The sequence below is a fragment of the bacterium genome, assembly GCA_009926305.1.
In the GTDB taxonomy this organism is placed as follows: Bacteria; Bdellovibrionota_C; UBA2361; order UBA2361; family RFPC01; genus RFPC01.
Genome location: RFPC01000057.1, coordinates 1 through 15210, shown reverse-complemented (window position 1 = coordinate 15210; position 15210 = coordinate 1). Strand labels below are relative to the sequence as shown.

The window sequence follows — 15210 nt, the reverse complement described above, 5'->3', positions numbered from 1 at the left end:
AATTCTTTGCTAGCAGAATCTTCCTGCTCTTCTTCAAAAAACGCCTTCCCAAGGTAGCTCCGATAGAGACTCCGTGCAGTATCGAGATGAACTGTTTTTTCTAGCTCTTCACGTCCAGCGTGGAGTTGGCCTTCTGCAAGTAGAGATAGCGCCATACCAAAATGCGCTTCAGGGAATTCCGCATTTCGACTAAGGGCGTATTCAAATCTACTTTTTGCCTGTTCAGGATTTCTCCTGGCGAGATAGCTAAACCCAAGGACGGTGGCAATCATTGGATGAGCTGGACGAAGTGCATGTGCTTCAAGAGCTGTAGCAAGCGCTTGCTTGGTGTCTCCTGTTCCTAATAAAAGCTCGCTCTTTCGAGCCAAAAAGAGTGGCTCATGTGGAAAGACTTGTAGTGCCCGCTCTATCACATCGAGTGCTTCCTCAACTTTGCCAGACTGAGACAGGAGGAGCGACTCGAGGAGGAAAGTGTTTTCATCGAGAGCGCCAGCTGATTTACTGCTCTGAGAGCGATGTAAATAGTCTTTTGCTTGAGAGATGTCCTGTTTGATAAGCGAGATCAGACCAAGTCGAGCAGCAGCCGCGGAAGAAAAGCGAGCTCGTGAAAGCAGTGTGTTCAAGATCTGTTCAGCGTTCTCTGGAGAACCGGTGAGGAGCAAGAGCGAGCTTTTTAGAAGGTTTTCTTGTGAGGAAAGGCTTGGCTTTTGAAGATGGGCCAGCGCATCTTGATATTCACCGTTAAGAGCATGCTCATAGGTATGAGTAAGAGCTCGAAGCCCTTTCTGCTGAGCCTCTTGATAGTTCGCTTGCGAGAGAATGACGGGAAAATAAAGAGCCCACTGAACCTGATTGACTGGGTGAGTCAGAACAACTTTGCTGACCTTGCCGTTCTGAGAGACCGTAGCTGATTCGCCTTGGGTAACGCGTAAGGTCTCTTTTTGAGAATCAATAAGTGCTTCACCGTCAAAGATCGTAAGCGTAGAATTGCCACCTGAAGTTGAGAGTGCCAACTCAGTCCCTCGAATAGCAGCGCTAACTTCTGGAGTCTTCACTGTGTAGCGAGCTTTACTGACGCGATTAAAAATATGCAGTGCTCCCGAAAGGAGGTTGACGTTCTCTTCTTCGTTTTGGGTTGCGGGAGTGAGGAGAAGTTCTGAGTTTTCTCGCAGTCTAATCAGTCTCCCATCTGAAAAACGAAGGCCTACTCGCGAGTTGCGATCCACCGTGATCTTTCCAGACAGAGGGAGCTCTTGATTCTTTTTCAGTTGCTGACTCTCAGACTTTGATGCTCCCTCTGCTAAGTAGAACGCGCTCCCTGACAACGCATAGACGGTTACCTTACTCGCATTATCGGCGAGCAGGTGAGAAGCCGTGCAGGTAAAGGAGAAGAAGAGAAGGGCAAAGAGTATATTCGGTAGGCGGTTCACAATCATCCTCGGTAGGCACACGTTACATTAGGCTCACTATTTCGATGACAGCGAGGCCAGAAGTTCTACAGAGATTGTGAACCACCCGCAGTAAATCTCCTACCCTGAGATTAGAGAGCACCGCTTAGATAGAACAACATTCTATTTTTAAGAGTTGTTCGCTTTAAAGTTTCTAATTTGAAGTAGGCTAGTGGAGCCAGGGGTTCTGACCCTGAGTCCAGATGTGATGACGGCTCGTTCCCCATCTGAGAAGTTGCCCACAGCCTTCACCTGTTCGAGAGCGGTTTCTAGCTCGCGCTCATGGCTCTCTGGAGGTCGAAAGTGAACGGGTCGAACACCCCAATAGAGGCACATCCTCCGAATTGTGCGCTCAGAGCTTGATGCACCAAAGAGCGGTTGTTGCGGACGGTATTTTGCAATGAGTCGTGCAGAGCTCCCTGTTTCGGTACACGCAACAAGTGCGCTTGCTTTTACCTTAATGGCCGCTGCAGATGCTGCATAACTGACAGCATCCGGAATCGTCTCAGAGTCCGCCTCTTTTAGCCTGAGTTTGTATTCACTAAAGTCAAACTCTCGTTCTGCTTCAAAGGCAATTTTCCCAAGATTTTTAACGGCAAGAATCGGGTTTTCTCCGATCGCAGTCTCATCCGAGAGCATCAGCGCATCGGCCCCTGACATAACTGCTGTCGCAATATCTGACGCCTCGGCACGTGTTGGTCTGATCGATGTGACCATCGAGTGCAGCATCTGTGTTGCAACGATGACGGGAATACCCCGATAGTTCGCTTTTTCAATCAGCGCTTTTTGCACACGTGGTACTTTCTCTAATGGAAGCTCAAGTCCCAGGTCTCCGCGAGCTACCATGAGACCATCGCACGCTTCCAGTATCCCCTCGATATTTCGTAGGGCTGACTTTCTTTCAATTTTTGCAATCAGCTTTGAATGACCACCTTGTCGTGTAATCTCTTCCCGTAACTGAATAATATCTTCTGCGGTATTCACAAAAGAGATAGCGACATAATCGACGTCATGTTGGATTCCCCATGCCAGGTCTCGGTAATCTTTATCAGTCGTAGCCGGAAGGTCAATATCGCTATCGGGAAAGGCAATCCCCACGCGAGAACGGATGCGACCACCCTTACTCACTTCACAACGGACTTTATCTGACAGGATCTCGACACAGCGCAATTCGAGCAGTCCATCTGCCAGAAGCACTTGTTCTCCCAGTTTTAAGAATTCGACTGGATTGAGAGTCTCAATGAAAAGAGTGCCCGCTGAACTCTTCTCTCCTTTCGCATGTTTTAAAAATATCTCGTCTGCATCTCGCACTGGTGCATAGTCATCTTGTATCTCTGTAATGCGTATCTTTGGTCCACTGAGGTCCTGTAGAATAGCGACGGGGATGCCTAATTCAGAGGAAACCGCTCGCACTCGTTTGAGGGTTTCTAAATGTTCCTCATGAGAGCCATGTGAGAAGTTTAGGCGAAATACATTGACTCCAGATATGATCAATTCCCTGAGGTTCTCAGGCGATCGACTGGCAGGTCCGAGCGTCGCAATAATCTTTGTCTTTCGATAACTATAGCTCTCGCTTCGTGAACTTAAAATCTCTTCCATATCTTCCCCAGGTTCGTAACTCATGTTTAAGACTCTACACATAAACGGTCTTGCCGAGAAGCCCCTGGTAGAGATCCTGAAAAACTTTTGCTCGGGGCTTTTGCAGAATGCACAGAGTGAATCGGCTAAGGGGTGGCTTATGGTTGATTCAAGAATGATGCCTTTTCTGCTACTGCAAATGAGCGGAGTATTTGTTCCTCTGTGATTCCTCTATTGATAAATAGGTGGTAGAGCTCGCTTGCAAGAGTCGTGACTTGTAGCGACGGTGCATCAGTCGAGAACGTGTAAGGGATCTGAAACTCGTCGAGAACGTCAACGATCCTCCCATACTCTTCAAGACTGGCAACAGCTCCAGTCAGCATATTGGAGTGTACGCAGAGCTCGCAGACAATGTCTCTTTCCTTCATTACCGTGAGACCATCCTTATTCCCATCTTCGAGGTAGCTTCTCAGTGCGACAATTGGGTGTGCTACTCGCTGGGGCTCGAGCATTTCAATGGTTTTTATGAACGTCTGGATATCAACATGTGGAGTTTCTCCTACATGAATTGTCCGACCGAGTGCTGGGCCAGCAATATCAAAAATCTCCCGCATCTTTTTAAGTTCCGTAGGATCTGAAAGCGGATTCACTGACTCAGGACCAGCAAGGTCTATTCCTCGAATGATGGGCTCTGTTTCAGACCAAGCGCGCACTTTCTCAGCTAAGATTCGATTCGCTTCATACGTCATATCTCTGCCGAAACAGAAAAGGAGTCCCCCTTGTATTTTATTTTTGAAACCAAGTTGACAGTCCGCAATCGCAGTCGCAGCAGCACGGATGACCCGGTCAACATCATAGAGTCCTGCGTGCTCGCCTTTTAAGAATACCGCACCTGTTCTCTTCATCGGGTTGAATCGAAGCTCTATACGAGACACTGTAAAGAGTGGCTCGTTTAACGTAGGTTCACCACCTTGTCCTGTCGTTACCGTACCCCCATCCATATATGCTCGGTGCACTGCAATAATGACACTCTCGCGCACTGCATCCGGCCCTGACTGAATGAGCTCCACTCGATCATAGATTTCTAAGTATTCATCAAGCGAAGAGATCTTCTGTTCATCTCTTTTCAGAGCAGCAATGAAGTCTTCATATCCATCCCCCAAACCTCGGATTCCTCGGGTAATTGCAATCTCCCAAAGTCGATAGAGTGGAACGGAACCTCCTAGGTGCACATGGAGCTCAGTAGCATGCGAGGGCCACGCAATTTCTTTCCATGCAGATTGTAGAGTTTCGGTATTGGCATCTGATTTCAACATATTATCATCCTAACATCCTGATTCCTTTAATCATACGCCAAACTTGGTATGGGGGAAACTCCCCACTCGTTGCAACCTCTTAGCAAGTTTTCTCATCAAAACTCGTAGACACGTTTCAATTCTATGAACACTACAGCATAGGGGTTTTTCTTATGGCGGCATCCAAGACGGATTATCTCACGAAAATAGTTGAGTTCAATGATAGTAAGCTTACTTTATACAGCCTTGATGGAGCCACTTGGTCTTCTCGAAAAGATGAACTTCAGGTCATTAAAACTCGATATGAAGAGTCAAGAGTAACATATGAAGAGATTCGCTCTGGGGTGATTAATAAGAAGTCCAGTCCTGTAGAGAGACGAGGAACAGAACAATAATTATCTTGCTACTGTAGTAGAAAATGGGATCTTGGCCAGTAAGGAAAAGCCAGAACTCCGCGTCCCAGAAAAAACAAAGAGCTCCTGATCAGAAAAGTCTTGTTGCTTATTCTTTGATAGAAACATCGTGCCTTGAATCGTACCCGTAGCACTTTCATAGTTCACAACTACTGAGAGGTGTCCAAGCTCCCGAAATCGCTCAGTGCCTTGTTGAACGAAAAGCTTCACGGGACCTTCGCTGACCAGTTCTCCATTCTCACGAGAAGAAAATGAAGAGATAGTAAACTCTGTGTTGTGTAGCCACGGTCGGGGAGAGACGCCGCGTGCAACCTCTTCTTTCGTACGCGACTTTGGTTGTTTCGCTGCAAAGCTAAATTCTCCACTCTCTAACTGATTGCCAAAAGCGTTGAACTCAAACCAAATAGTGCCAAAAGCAGTTTTGGCACTTCCTTTGATCAGCTCTGTTTCTAGCGGCTGACTTGCAGAGCTTTCAAGACTCTCTCTGAGTAACGGTTGAACTTTTTCGTCTCGAAGAGCATTTTCAACGAATGCTGGAACCTCTGGTTTACTGGTCTGTCGATCCCAGAAAAGGAATGCATTGAATGCCATGAGGCAAAGGACAATTCCAATTCCTATGCCCGTAAGAAAAATATTTCGTCTTAGAGCTCTTGCGGAAGTCTGATTATCTGCACTTTTTAGAGAAGCGAGTAGTGGATCATTGCCGAGCGATCCAAGAGGTAGTTCTTCCTCATCACCCTCCACCTCCGGGTGCAGTACTTCCGATATGGAGCTTGTATCTGTAGGTATAGAATCTGATGTTGCAGACTCCACGACAGGCGTATCAGTGTGAGGAACTTCTTGAATGATGTTTAAGGGCTCCTCTTTTTCTTCAAGATTAAAAACGACACGTTTCATTTCTTCGGAGTCTGAAACGATTGGCGCTGAAGTCGGAGATGTGCCCTTACTGGAGGTGTCATGCGCGAGCTGCTCTTCGGAATTTTCCTCTACAGTAGGTTCCTCCTCTGACTCAAAGCTCAAGTCCCAGCTCTCTCCGATGTTCTGGGACTGCTCCCGCTCTGAAGTCGACTCTCGGTCTTCTTCCGGCTGAGTGGACTCTTCAGCTTCAAACGAAAGCGACATTGATTCTTCAAGCTGCCACTGATCAGATTCAAGAGGTGGGGCTGGTTGTTCCTCATCGGATTCAGACGAGATATCAAATGAAAGAGGAGATATAGGTTCGTTCGTTTCAGATTCTGTTTGCGGCGTAAGAGGCTCTCGGAGGCTATCATTTGCTAAGGTCTCATCAGTAAAGCCAAGCTGATTCGTTTCCAAAATAACATCGTCTGTCTCTTCAGTATGCTCCGCCTCAAGTCCGAGGAGCGGATGAGACTCATCTGATTGGTCCTCAATATCAGGGTTAAAATCCAGTGTATAAACTCGAGTCGGTTTCGCTGGCACAGATTCTCCTGGGATCAGCGTAGTGTCTTCACTGATATCATCTAGCTCGAATGTGAACTCAATGTCATTTTGGACTTCATGAGGGGTACATTCAGTATTTTCTTCCTCAAACGCTACAACTGCTCCAGCGTGTTCAAGGATATGAAGTACACGTTGTGCTTCTTCTGCCTCCTTCGTGGAGAAGATAATAGTCGGAGTACTTTCTAGGTATTGTTTGACTTCATCGATTGATAGACCAAGTTCAGAGATGAAAGCCCCCTTTACTTTTCGAAGCGTTTCTACTGACTCATCTTTTGGGCCATGAAAAATCAGTTGAAGTTGTTCGTTCGTACCATCCATCGAGTATTTTCCGTTTCGTTTCCCCGAATGATTGCCAGATCTCGAGTCGTGTTTGCCGCGGTTGAGGCCTTACCCTGGAAATTATCGGCGGGAATGACGAACAACTTTGGTGGTTTTTCCGATTAGCAGAAGGGGAAGTGAGAATCGAGAGCGATCGTGAGGAGGATTCGTGGCTAATACACTGGAAATACTACAAATATCAAATCTACCATTGCCGCAGCAGCGTCGACTGCGGAGGCTGATTCGTGCAGCTCAAGACGCTGGCGAGGATATGGATACGATTTTTTCCCAGTGTATGACAGCTCTCGGAAGCCCCACTCCGAAAGAGGAGGAGGCGCTCGAGTTCTGTGTTCGAAATCAAATAGCGGTAGTGCTTTTCGGAACTCCTGAATATCCAGATTCACTTGGGCGGCTGTTTGATCCTCCACTCGTACTTTTTGTGCGTGGAAGTCGAGATGTTTTTCAAGAGCTCGGACACCCGATCTCTATTGTCGGATCTCGTCGGGCCGATAAAGATGGTATTAGCCTCACAAAACGAATTGTCTCCACTTTGAGTCACTATAACGTAACATTCATTAGTGGACTGGCATTTGGAATAGATGCAGCAACTCATTGGGCCGCACTTCGTTTTGCAACGGGTAATAAGTGCCCGACTCTTGCCGTTATGCCGTGTGGGCTCGATACCATATATCCTCGTTCACATGAGAAGTTGTCTCAGACGATTTTAGAATCAGGTGGTGCTCTCATCAGTGAGTTTTTCCCCGGCACTCAGATTCAACGGCATCATTTTCTTCAGCGGAACAGAATCGTAGCAGCACTGAGTCAAGCGCTGATTATTGTTCAGGCTGGAAAGCGGAGTGGGGCGCGGTCAACAGCCTCAGTGGCGGCAGATCTTGGGATAGAGGTTTTCGCTATTCCTGGCCCTATTGGAAATCCATTATTTGAGGGAAATCACGATCTGCTCCGCGAGGGGGCAACACTCCTTACTGAAATTAGCGATTTGCCTCACGAGCTCAAAATCGCGGCACCACCAGATTTGGGAGTTGAGCCTGTGCATGAACAGGTCTGCGACCTCCTACGAGAGCAAGGCGCCCTGTCTCTTATGAATCTTCAGAATGAACTTGCGCGGAGCGATCTCTCCGAGATATTACTTGAACTCGAGAGCACTGGGAGTTTAGTCTGTTTGCCAGGCGGGTATTACAAACTGAACTAGAAGAAGGAAAGAGACGGATGAAAGCGCGAGATTTAATGACGCAGGAAGTATATACGGTTCGGCCTGATGATGGTTTTAATCAAGTTGAGCTGATTGCTGATATGAAACACATTCGTCATGTACCGGTCGTCGATGACAATGAGCGTGTGATTGGAATGGTAAGTGTCCGAGATCTCTTAGTGCACTTAAGTAACGCAGCGGCAAGTCAATTTGTACCAATACGCGAAGTGATGCAGTCGAATGTCGTTACATGTGGTCCAGATCTTCCAGTCGAAGAGGTAGCAGCACTAATGTTAAAAGAGTCGATTGGTGCGGTTCCAATAGTAGAAGAAGAGAAGATTATTGGAATTATTTCAGAGAGAGACTTTGTGAAGCACTTTTCGAAAGGATAGGGGGGGAGTACGATGAAGGAAGCTAATCACGGATATCTGGCTTGTGTAGCCACGTTCCTCCTTATTTTTCTTATTCCTGTGTCTGCATCTGCTCAGTTTACAAGTCAGCCGGCGCCTGAGGAGGCAAAGTTGTACTTTATTTCACCGAGTAATGGCGCGACCGTCTCTGGGGAGATTAATATTCAATTTGGGCTTAAGGGCTTTGGCGTTGCTCCTGCGGGAACGAAGCATCCTGCCGCAGGTCATCACCATCTTTTAATTGATCTTGATACGGTTCCGCCACTTCACCAACCGATGCCTGCGAGTGAAAATATTCGGCACTTTGGTGGGGGGCAGACAGAGGTAAGTATCTCTTTGCCAAAGGGTAAGCATACACTCCAGTTGATCCTTGGTGATCATTTGCATGTTCCGTATGCGCCTCCGATTATTTCGGAGAAAATTACAATCCTGGTAGAATAAGTCTGGCTTCAACCGCATTCCTCTCTCGATGATTTTGAGAAGGATACTCAAGAAATAAAAATCCGATATTTTCTTACTCTCATCCGTGCGTGACTGGAGATTGGTTGCTTAAGTTTTCTTAAATTTCCGCCGTTCCTCTGGGTGGTATTATTTAAACGTGGACATGGAGAGTATAATGGAAAGCGAAAGATCATTATTTGAGAAACTGGGTGGCAAGGATGCTGTGGAGCTTGCGGTGGATAAGTTCTACGATCAGCTGCTTGAGGATGCGCGAGTTAATTATTTTTTCGAAGGTATCGACATGGAGCGGCAACGCCGCCATCAGAAGGCGTTCCTCACATTTGCCTTTGGAGGAGCCAATCATTACAACGGTCGGAATATGCGAAAGGCGCATGAGAGAGTCGTCTCTGAGCACGGATTAGATGATGAACATTTTAATGTAATCGTCGAAAAACTTGCTGGAGTTTTGTTAGAGCTTGGCGTTGCGAAAGAGCTTGTTGAACAAGTAGGTGCAGTCGCTGAGAGCGTTCGAGCTGATGTGCTCAATAGGTAGTGCGTCTTTCCGAGTTCGCGAAAGCACGTGTTCCTTCTTCTTTTTGTTTTGACTCCTGTATGCTATCTAAACAGCAAGAGTTAGGCGCTCGAGGTGTTTAAGGAGATGGAGCATGTGCGGCTCGATGATACCGTTGATGAGGCAACAATTGAGAGAGAAATCTTTATTATTTCTCTTTCTTTTTGTGGTTAGCGCGCTGTTCACTTCGTGTGGAGGCCAGCAGCCTATCGGGCCCGAAGAGGTATCTTGTCGATCTCCTTACTATGGAGGCAGGTGTACCGGACCAATCTTTTCTCGTGATTACCATCGTCACCGCCACAAAAAGATGAGACAGGAGCAACAAGACCTTCGAGAAGAGCGGAGAGCGCTGGAAAAAGAGCGTCGTAAACTTATGCGCGAAAAGGAGAAGTTTAAAAAGCAACAGCAGAATACGAAGAGGCCGGCGAAAAGCGCAGTACGGGATAAATGCCCAGTGGGATTCTCTCGAGGAGGTCGGTGTACCGCAAAAGAGCGCAAAGCAGGATGCAAAGATGTACGCACGGCAGCGGGCACCCCGTGCGTCAAGCGTTAGCGGCTATAACTCCCTAACATTCCCTGATAATGTGGTGTAAATCGATATAGCGATATGAACGCACCTGGTTTCGTAGAGAAGTTCTTGAGTTCTATTCATTGAGTAATATGAGTTCGGCGACGATGGTACTGATATGGAGAGGAGAGCTTTATTTCTTCTCCCGTAGTATTTTATGAAAAAGTCAGTCTCAGCTTCTTTGAATGGGCTCTCAGAGTCTGCAACGCTCGCAATTAATAGGCGTTCGGCTGAGCTCGTGAGACAGGGAAGGGAGATTCTTCGATACGGTCTTGGACAGTCACCATTTCCAGTTCCAGATGTTGTCGTTGATGAATTGAAAGCACGGGCATTTGAGAAGGACTATTTGCCAGTTGATGGTTTATATGAACTTCGAAAAGGAGTAGCTCAGTACTTTCATCAACAATGGCAGATCGAGAGCTCGGCTGAGAGCATTATGATTGCTCCAGGATCAAAGGAGCTGATTTTTATTCTGCAGCTTGTCTATAGTGGCGATATTCTTATTCCAACGCCTGCTTGGGTATCGTATGCGCCTCAGGCACAAATTGTTGGACGTCATGTATCTTTCCTAGAGACAAAAGAGGAGAATCGTTTCCTATTGCAAGCTTCCGAGCTTGAGCAGTGTTGTCGAGCTGAGCCTGGAATGCCTCGGCTTTTAATCTTGAATTATCCTTCTAATCCTACGGGTCAGACGTACTCTTCGGAGGAGCTCCGAGCACTAGCTGAGGTGGTTGAAAAGTATGAGATCATTGTGCTGGCTGATGAGATTTATGGAGAGACCAATTTTCTGGGTAATCATGATACCCTTGCGCGATATTATCCAGGGGGAACCATAGTCAGTTCAGGCCTCAGTAAGTGGTGTGGAGCTGGGGGATGGCGTCTGGGAGCGTTTAATTTTCCAGAAGGGCTGCTTTGGCTGCGAAAAGCTATGTGCGTAGTAGCGAGCGAGACCTATACCTCTACGAGTGCCCCGATTCAGTGGGCTGCGATAAAAGCATTTGAAAGAGGGGATGAAATGACAGACTACTTAGCTTCTTCAAGAAGAATTTTGCGTCTCCTTTCTCGGTATATCTGTGATCAGTTTGCATCATCAGAAATCAGATTCTTCGAGCCACAAGGAGCTTTCTATATTTTCCCATCCTTTGAGAATTATCGAGAGCGGCTGTCAAAGAAAGGGATTCACGGGAGCAAGGATCTGATGGAGCGCTTATTGATGGAGACAGGTATAGCCGCTCTTCCAGGAGTTGTATTTGGACGAGCGGCAGAGGAGCTTACTGCTCGTTTTTCTTTCGTGCCTTTCGATGGAAAATTAGCTCAGGAACAATTGGCAGGTTGTAGCTCAGACGAGGAAGCACTTTCCAAGCTTTTAAAGTCTTGCCCAAATATCACGAAGTTTCCCGAGCTATTACTGGATTGGCTGGAGCATTAAGTGCCATGAGGGAGCTGAAACCTGACTGATGACGTGATATTTCTAAAGAAGGATTCCACTGAGAAGAACTCCCAGTAAGTAGGCGATTGCGGCAGCAATACCACCCACAAGCAGGGTTTCGAAAGCACTTCTTAACACGGAAACTCGGAGCACGACGCCGCGAAGCGCTCCTGTGACGAGAAACACTCCAGAGGTCAACACCGCGCTCAACAGGAAGATATCGTGATTCGTCCAATTCGGGTATAGCCCGAGCAGGAGCGGTGCCAGCGGGATTAATCCTGCAAATAGAAAGGCAGCAAAGGTGAGAAGTCCTGAGCGCAGTGGAGAAATCTGAGAGAGTTGTAGCCCCCATTCATCCGTGAGCATAGTATTCACCCACCGATCTCGGTCACTTGTTATTGTTGCAACGATGTCTTCTAAGAGTTGTCCTGAGAATCCTTTTCGAGAGTAGATCTGTCGTACTTCTTCACGCTCATACTCTGGTACGTGATCGATATGGTGTTCTTCTATTCTTCGGTAGTTATCAATCAGTTGTTGGTCAGAGCGAGCTTTTAAGTAGTTACTCGCTCCCATGCTAAAGCCATCTGCCAGAACATTTGAAAGTCCTAAAATAAACGCAACCAGCACGCCACTTTCTAGACCTGTTCCAGCAATTCCTGAAACGATTGCGAATGTAGTGACTGTTCCATCCACTGCACCCAGCACGACATCACCCAGATCTCCATGAATGAGATCGCTGTCTAATCTGGCAGCAATTGCCTCGTGAGAATGTTCGTCATGAAGATGTGGTGAAATTTCCTGTGTCACAGTCCATGAGTATACTCTGAAGATTTCAGGAGCGGTACCTTCTACTTTTAATTTATTGTCATGGGGCCGATTGATAGCTATTTAGATACAGCAGGGCAGTAAAATCCGAATATCTGCGCCGCCATTATTAGCGCTATAGAACTCCATCCATCCGCCATGGTGATGGACGACGCCTAGTGCTATTGAAAGTCCTAGTCCTATTCTATTTTCCTCTGTGGAGTGAAAGGGGGCAAGTAATCTTGGAAGTTCTTCTTTCGAGATTCCTGGCCCTGAGTCTATAACGCGAAAGCAGACCATGTGTTTTTTTGAGGAGGACTTCCCATTGCGAACGGTTGTCTTTATGGGCTCCACAGAGAAAGTTACTGGATTAGTGGTATGCGAGGAATAACGAAGAGCATTGTCAAGGATTTCCATAAGTGCATGTTTGAGGAGTTCTTGATCTCCCAAGATGTTCGGTACGTTTTCATGCATTGAAATCTCAATTGCTTGATGGTCGGTAAGCGTATTCGCAGAACTCTCAGCAGCTTCTTTCACGAGCTCGGATACTTTTATCCAAGAAAACGAAGATCCAATCCAGTCGGTGGTGAGAGAAGCTCTATTTATAAGCTCTGTGAGAGTCTCGAGATGATGATGGACTCTGCGTAGGGCACCAGCCTCTATCTGTGGGATATGCTCCGAGTCTATGAGTGAATGAATCGTTTCGATAGAAGATTGGAGTAGTGGTAGTGAGTTTTCAACTATTCCATTGAGAAAAAAAGAATGAGCCCAGAGAGACTGTTGTAGCGATGGGTGCGATGTATCAAGTAGCAGATTCGGACTTTTAGTTTTTTGCTTTTTTACCCCACTCTCTATAGCTGGAATGATGTGTTCTATTTTACGCTTATTATGAAGATCCATGATGAAGATATCAGGATGGTGTTGCTGAGAGATTTCGAGAGCCTCTTCGCCGTTTTTTGCAATTCCAGCGATTGCAAATCCAAGTGCTTCTAAGTCTCGTTTGATTTCCTGATCCAATATTCCCGTATCATCATATAGCAGCACATTATTATGCTTTTTTTTGTTTTTGATCCCTGTTGTTTCAGTCATAAGAGATTCGCTCTTTGATAAATGGCTTACATGCATTCATAAGTATGCTCTTGATAAATAGAGCGCCTCTCATTTTTCGCTACTTTTTGGGGTCAGCATCTGATGAGAGTCATAGGGAGAAAACGGTGAAGTCCCATCGCTCAAAATCTGAATAGTCGTTCATAGACTTGATGAAAGTCATTCCTCATGTTTGTCACACTTGTAGAATGAGAGGGGAGGAAGAGAAGCAAAGGATTGGAATGAGTCAAGGAGTGAGGCATGGAAAAGCCGAAGGAAAATATCCTTCTGTTTATTGATGATGAAGAAGTCATCATCGATGTGCTTGGAAAGTGTGCGCGATTATTCGGATATACAGCATATGGTTTTACGAAGGCAAGCGATGCGTTGAGATGGTACAGACAAAATTCAAGGCGGGTAAATGTGGTGTGTCTCGATATGAAAATGCCAGAGATGAGCGGACATCAGTGTTTTCGAGAGATTCGAAAAATCAATTCAACTCAGCGAACCGTACTCATGTCCGGATTTACCGATAAGACCGGAGTTACGGAGATGCTTAAAGAGGGTGCGGAATACTTCTTTGAGAAGCCTTTTGAGATAGAAGGGTTTTTCGGCTGGATTGATTCTGCATTAGAAAATGAGCCTCGGGGTGACGGTGAGCGAACAGTGAGAACTATTCAAGGCAAAGCGCCTAAGCGTATGAATAAGCCAGCTGCTTAATCCCTGTCTTGATATGTCTGGGGAACTGCCTCGATAACCTGCTTTCAATGGCTGGAGAACTTGAAAGAAAGATACTATAGTATTGGCTCAAAACGCAGTTTCGGTTGAGGGCAATTCATAATGGTCAATCTCGTAAAGCAAGACTTAGCAGCAGCCATCTTGCAGGTGATACGTGCTGAATTCGGGATAGCACCGCTCACTGAAGATGAGGTTGAGAGTGTACTTGAAGTGCCGCCGAGCCTGGCGCTGGGTCATTACGCGCTCCCATGTTTTATCCTGTCAAAGCATCTGAAGAAAAAGCCCGTTGAGGTAGCAGCTCAACTTATGGCAGCACTATCTCAAAGTGAGCTCCTCTCTCGGATCGAGCAAAAGGGTCCATATCTCAACTTCTTTATCTCATCAAAATATTTGGGAGAGAGGATTCTGAGTCTTCTTGCAGAGAAGCAGATTCCTGGAACTCTTCCTGGGCCATTCCAGCGGTGTATGGTGGAGTATTCTCAGCCAAATACTCATAAAGAGCTACATGTAGGGCATATGCGAACTGCGTGTCTGGGGAATGCTGTTTGTAAGATCCTTTCTGCTGCTGGGCATGATGTCGTCTCTGCGACGTATCCGGGCGATGTCGGCACGCATGTCGCAAAATGCTTGTGGTACCTCAAGAAGTTTCAGCCAGAAATTTCCCCTGATGAAGACCGAGGAACATGGCTAGGGCGCATGTACTCGTCGGCGAATAACCTATTGGAAGACCAGAAGGGGACTGATCAAGAAGAGGAGAATCGAAGAGAGCTCACCGCGATTCTCAAGGAATTACACGCAAGAAATGGTGAGTACTATGAACTCTGGAAAGAGACGCGAGAATGGTCGCTTACTCTCATGCAGAAAGCCTATAGCTGGCTCGATATCTCTTTTGATCGGTGGTTTTTCGAGTCAGAGGTCGATGAGCCAAGTCTCGCGTATGCTCGAGAGTTGTATAACCAGGGGCTTCTTGTCGAAGATGACGGCGCCATCGGGATGGATCTCACAGAAGATGGCCTTGGATTTTGTCTTCTTATTAAATCTGATGGGAATGGGCTGTACTCGACGAAAGATGTTCTCTTGGCGAAGCGGAAGTTTGAAGAGTTTGGGATAGAGAGAAATATCTATGTTGTTGACGTACGACAAGCTTTTCACTTCCAACAAGTATTCAAAGTTCTTGAGCGAATAGGATATGAGCATGCGAAGGACTGCTATCATCTTGCGTACGGGTATGTCGAGTTGCCAGATGGTGCGATGAGTTCGCGAAAGGGGAATATTATTCCGCTCGTGGCTTTGATTGAGAACATGGAGTCGACAATCAAGGATAAGTATTTAAGTCGGTATGAAGAGTTGTCTGGTGAAAAGAAGAAGGAAATTGCGAGAATTATTGCAAACGGTGCGATCAAATATGGAATGCTGAAGTTTGATAACAACAAGAGT

At 46.5% G+C, this 15210-nt stretch carries 15 protein-coding genes; 9 read left to right on the top strand and 6 right to left on the bottom strand.

All coding sequences use genetic code 11. The features are described from left to right. The 3 genes from EBR25_09495 to EBR25_09485 form a co-directional block, all read right to left on the bottom strand. Window positions 1-1436, bottom strand: a 1436-nt coding sequence (locus EBR25_09495) for a hypothetical protein (protein NBW41221.1), incomplete at its 3' end; no start/stop codon positions are given. A gap of 141 nt (window positions 1437-1577) precedes the next feature. Further along, window positions 1578-3089 carry a pyruvate kinase gene (pyk, locus tag EBR25_09490; protein NBW41220.1) on the bottom strand — a complete coding sequence of 504 codons (1512 nt, stop codon included), beginning with the start codon at window positions 3087-3089 and terminating at the stop codon, window positions 1578-1580. Between the two features lie 95 nt (window positions 3090-3184). Beyond that, on the bottom strand, window positions 3185-4342 hold the full coding sequence (locus tag EBR25_09485; GenBank protein ID NBW41219.1) for a hypothetical protein: 1158 nt from the start codon (window positions 4340-4342) through the stop codon (window positions 3185-3187). Between the two features lie 152 nt (window positions 4343-4494). Here EBR25_09485 and EBR25_09480 point away from each other — a divergent pair, with 152 nt between their 5' ends. Next, a complete protein-coding gene (locus EBR25_09480) occupies window positions 4495-4716 on the top strand; it encodes a hypothetical protein (GenBank protein NBW41218.1) in 222 nt (73 codons plus the stop codon). On the opposite strand, the gene EBR25_09475 is transcribed toward EBR25_09480, so the two are convergent. After that, the gene (locus EBR25_09475; protein ID NBW41217.1) at window positions 4717-6513 is read right to left on the bottom strand and encodes a hypothetical protein; all 1797 of its coding nucleotides are present in this window, start codon (window positions 6511-6513) and stop codon (window positions 4717-4719) included. A 169-nt stretch (window positions 6514-6682) separates the two neighbouring features. Here EBR25_09475 and dprA point away from each other — a divergent pair, with 169 nt between their 5' ends. The 6 genes from dprA (at window position 6683) to EBR25_09445 (ending at window position 11145) form a co-directional block, all read left to right on the top strand. Then, complete coding sequence (dprA, locus tag EBR25_09470) at window positions 6683-7726, top strand: DNA-protecting protein DprA (protein ID NBW41216.1); 1044 nt, start codon at window positions 6683-6685, stop codon at window positions 7724-7726. A gap of 17 nt (window positions 7727-7743) precedes the next feature. Continuing rightward, entirely contained in the window at window positions 7744-8118 is a 375-nt protein-coding gene (locus EBR25_09465) for a CBS domain-containing protein (GenBank protein NBW41215.1), read from the top strand. A 12-nt stretch (window positions 8119-8130) separates the two neighbouring features. Next, window positions 8131-8577, top strand: a complete 447-nt coding sequence (locus EBR25_09460) for a DUF4399 domain-containing protein (protein ID NBW41214.1) — start codon at window positions 8131-8133, stop codon at window positions 8575-8577. Between the two features lie 175 nt (window positions 8578-8752). Then, window positions 8753-9130: a group 1 truncated hemoglobin gene (locus tag EBR25_09455; GenBank protein NBW41213.1), complete on the top strand. Its 378-nt coding sequence runs from the start codon at window positions 8753-8755 to the stop codon at window positions 9128-9130. Window positions 9131-9266: 136 nt separating this feature from the next. Continuing rightward, window positions 9267-9701 (top strand): hypothetical protein, encoded by a 435-nt coding sequence (locus EBR25_09450; GenBank protein ID NBW41212.1) that lies wholly within the window; start codon window positions 9267-9269, stop codon window positions 9699-9701. 172 nt (window positions 9702-9873) lie between these two features. Then, complete coding sequence (locus EBR25_09445; GenBank protein NBW41211.1) at window positions 9874-11145, top strand: aminotransferase class I/II-fold pyridoxal phosphate-dependent enzyme; 1272 nt, start codon at window positions 9874-9876, stop codon at window positions 11143-11145. 42 nt (window positions 11146-11187) lie between these two features. Here the strand turns inward: EBR25_09445 and EBR25_09440 are convergent, their stop codons facing one another. Both EBR25_09440 and EBR25_09435 read right to left on the bottom strand, forming a co-directional pair. Beyond that, complete coding sequence (locus EBR25_09440; protein ID NBW41210.1) at window positions 11188-11940, bottom strand: hypothetical protein; 753 nt, start codon at window positions 11938-11940, stop codon at window positions 11188-11190. 93 nt (window positions 11941-12033) lie between these two features. After that, the gene (locus tag EBR25_09435; GenBank protein NBW41209.1) at window positions 12034-13074 is read right to left on the bottom strand and encodes a response regulator; all 1041 of its coding nucleotides are present in this window, start codon (window positions 13072-13074) and stop codon (window positions 12034-12036) included. 222 nt (window positions 13075-13296) lie between these two features. On the opposite strand from EBR25_09435, the gene EBR25_09430 reads away from it, so the two are divergent. Both EBR25_09430 and argS read left to right on the top strand, forming a co-directional pair. Further along, window positions 13297-13755, top strand: a complete 459-nt coding sequence (locus EBR25_09430; GenBank protein ID NBW41208.1) for a response regulator — start codon at window positions 13297-13299, stop codon at window positions 13753-13755. A gap of 120 nt (window positions 13756-13875) precedes the next feature. Beyond that, a partial coding sequence (gene argS, locus EBR25_09425; protein ID NBW41207.1) for an arginine--tRNA ligase occupies window positions 13876-15210 on the top strand: 1335 nt, incomplete at its 3' end.

Excerpts from the sequence above, each read along its gene's own strand:
- EBR25_09435 (NBW41209.1), bottom strand. The coding sequence starts at position 13,074 with ATGCATGTAAGCCATTTATCAAAGAGCGAATCTCTTATGACTGAAACA.
- EBR25_09485 (NBW41219.1), bottom strand. The coding sequence starts at position 4,342 with ATGTTGAAATCAGATGCCAATACCGAAACTCTACAATCTGCATGGAAA.
- EBR25_09465 (NBW41215.1), top strand. The coding sequence starts at position 7,744 with ATGAAAGCGCGAGATTTAATGACGCAGGAAGTATATACGGTTCGGCCT.
- EBR25_09445 (NBW41211.1), top strand. The coding sequence starts at position 9,874 with ATGAAAAAGTCAGTCTCAGCTTCTTTGAATGGGCTCTCAGAGTCTGCA.
- EBR25_09430 (NBW41208.1), top strand. The coding sequence starts at position 13,297 with ATGGAAAAGCCGAAGGAAAATATCCTTCTGTTTATTGATGATGAAGAA.
- EBR25_09475 (NBW41217.1), bottom strand. The coding sequence starts at position 6,513 with ATGGATGGTACGAACGAACAACTTCAACTGATTTTTCATGGCCCAAAA.
- EBR25_09455 (NBW41213.1), top strand. The coding sequence starts at position 8,753 with ATGGAAAGCGAAAGATCATTATTTGAGAAACTGGGTGGCAAGGATGCT.
- pyk (NBW41220.1), bottom strand. The coding sequence starts at position 3,089 with ATGTGTAGAGTCTTAAACATGAGTTACGAACCTGGGGAAGATATGGAA.
- EBR25_09450 (NBW41212.1), top strand. The coding sequence starts at position 9,267 with ATGAGGCAACAATTGAGAGAGAAATCTTTATTATTTCTCTTTCTTTTT.
- EBR25_09480 (NBW41218.1), top strand. The coding sequence starts at position 4,495 with ATGGCGGCATCCAAGACGGATTATCTCACGAAAATAGTTGAGTTCAAT.
- EBR25_09460 (NBW41214.1), top strand. The coding sequence starts at position 8,131 with ATGAAGGAAGCTAATCACGGATATCTGGCTTGTGTAGCCACGTTCCTC.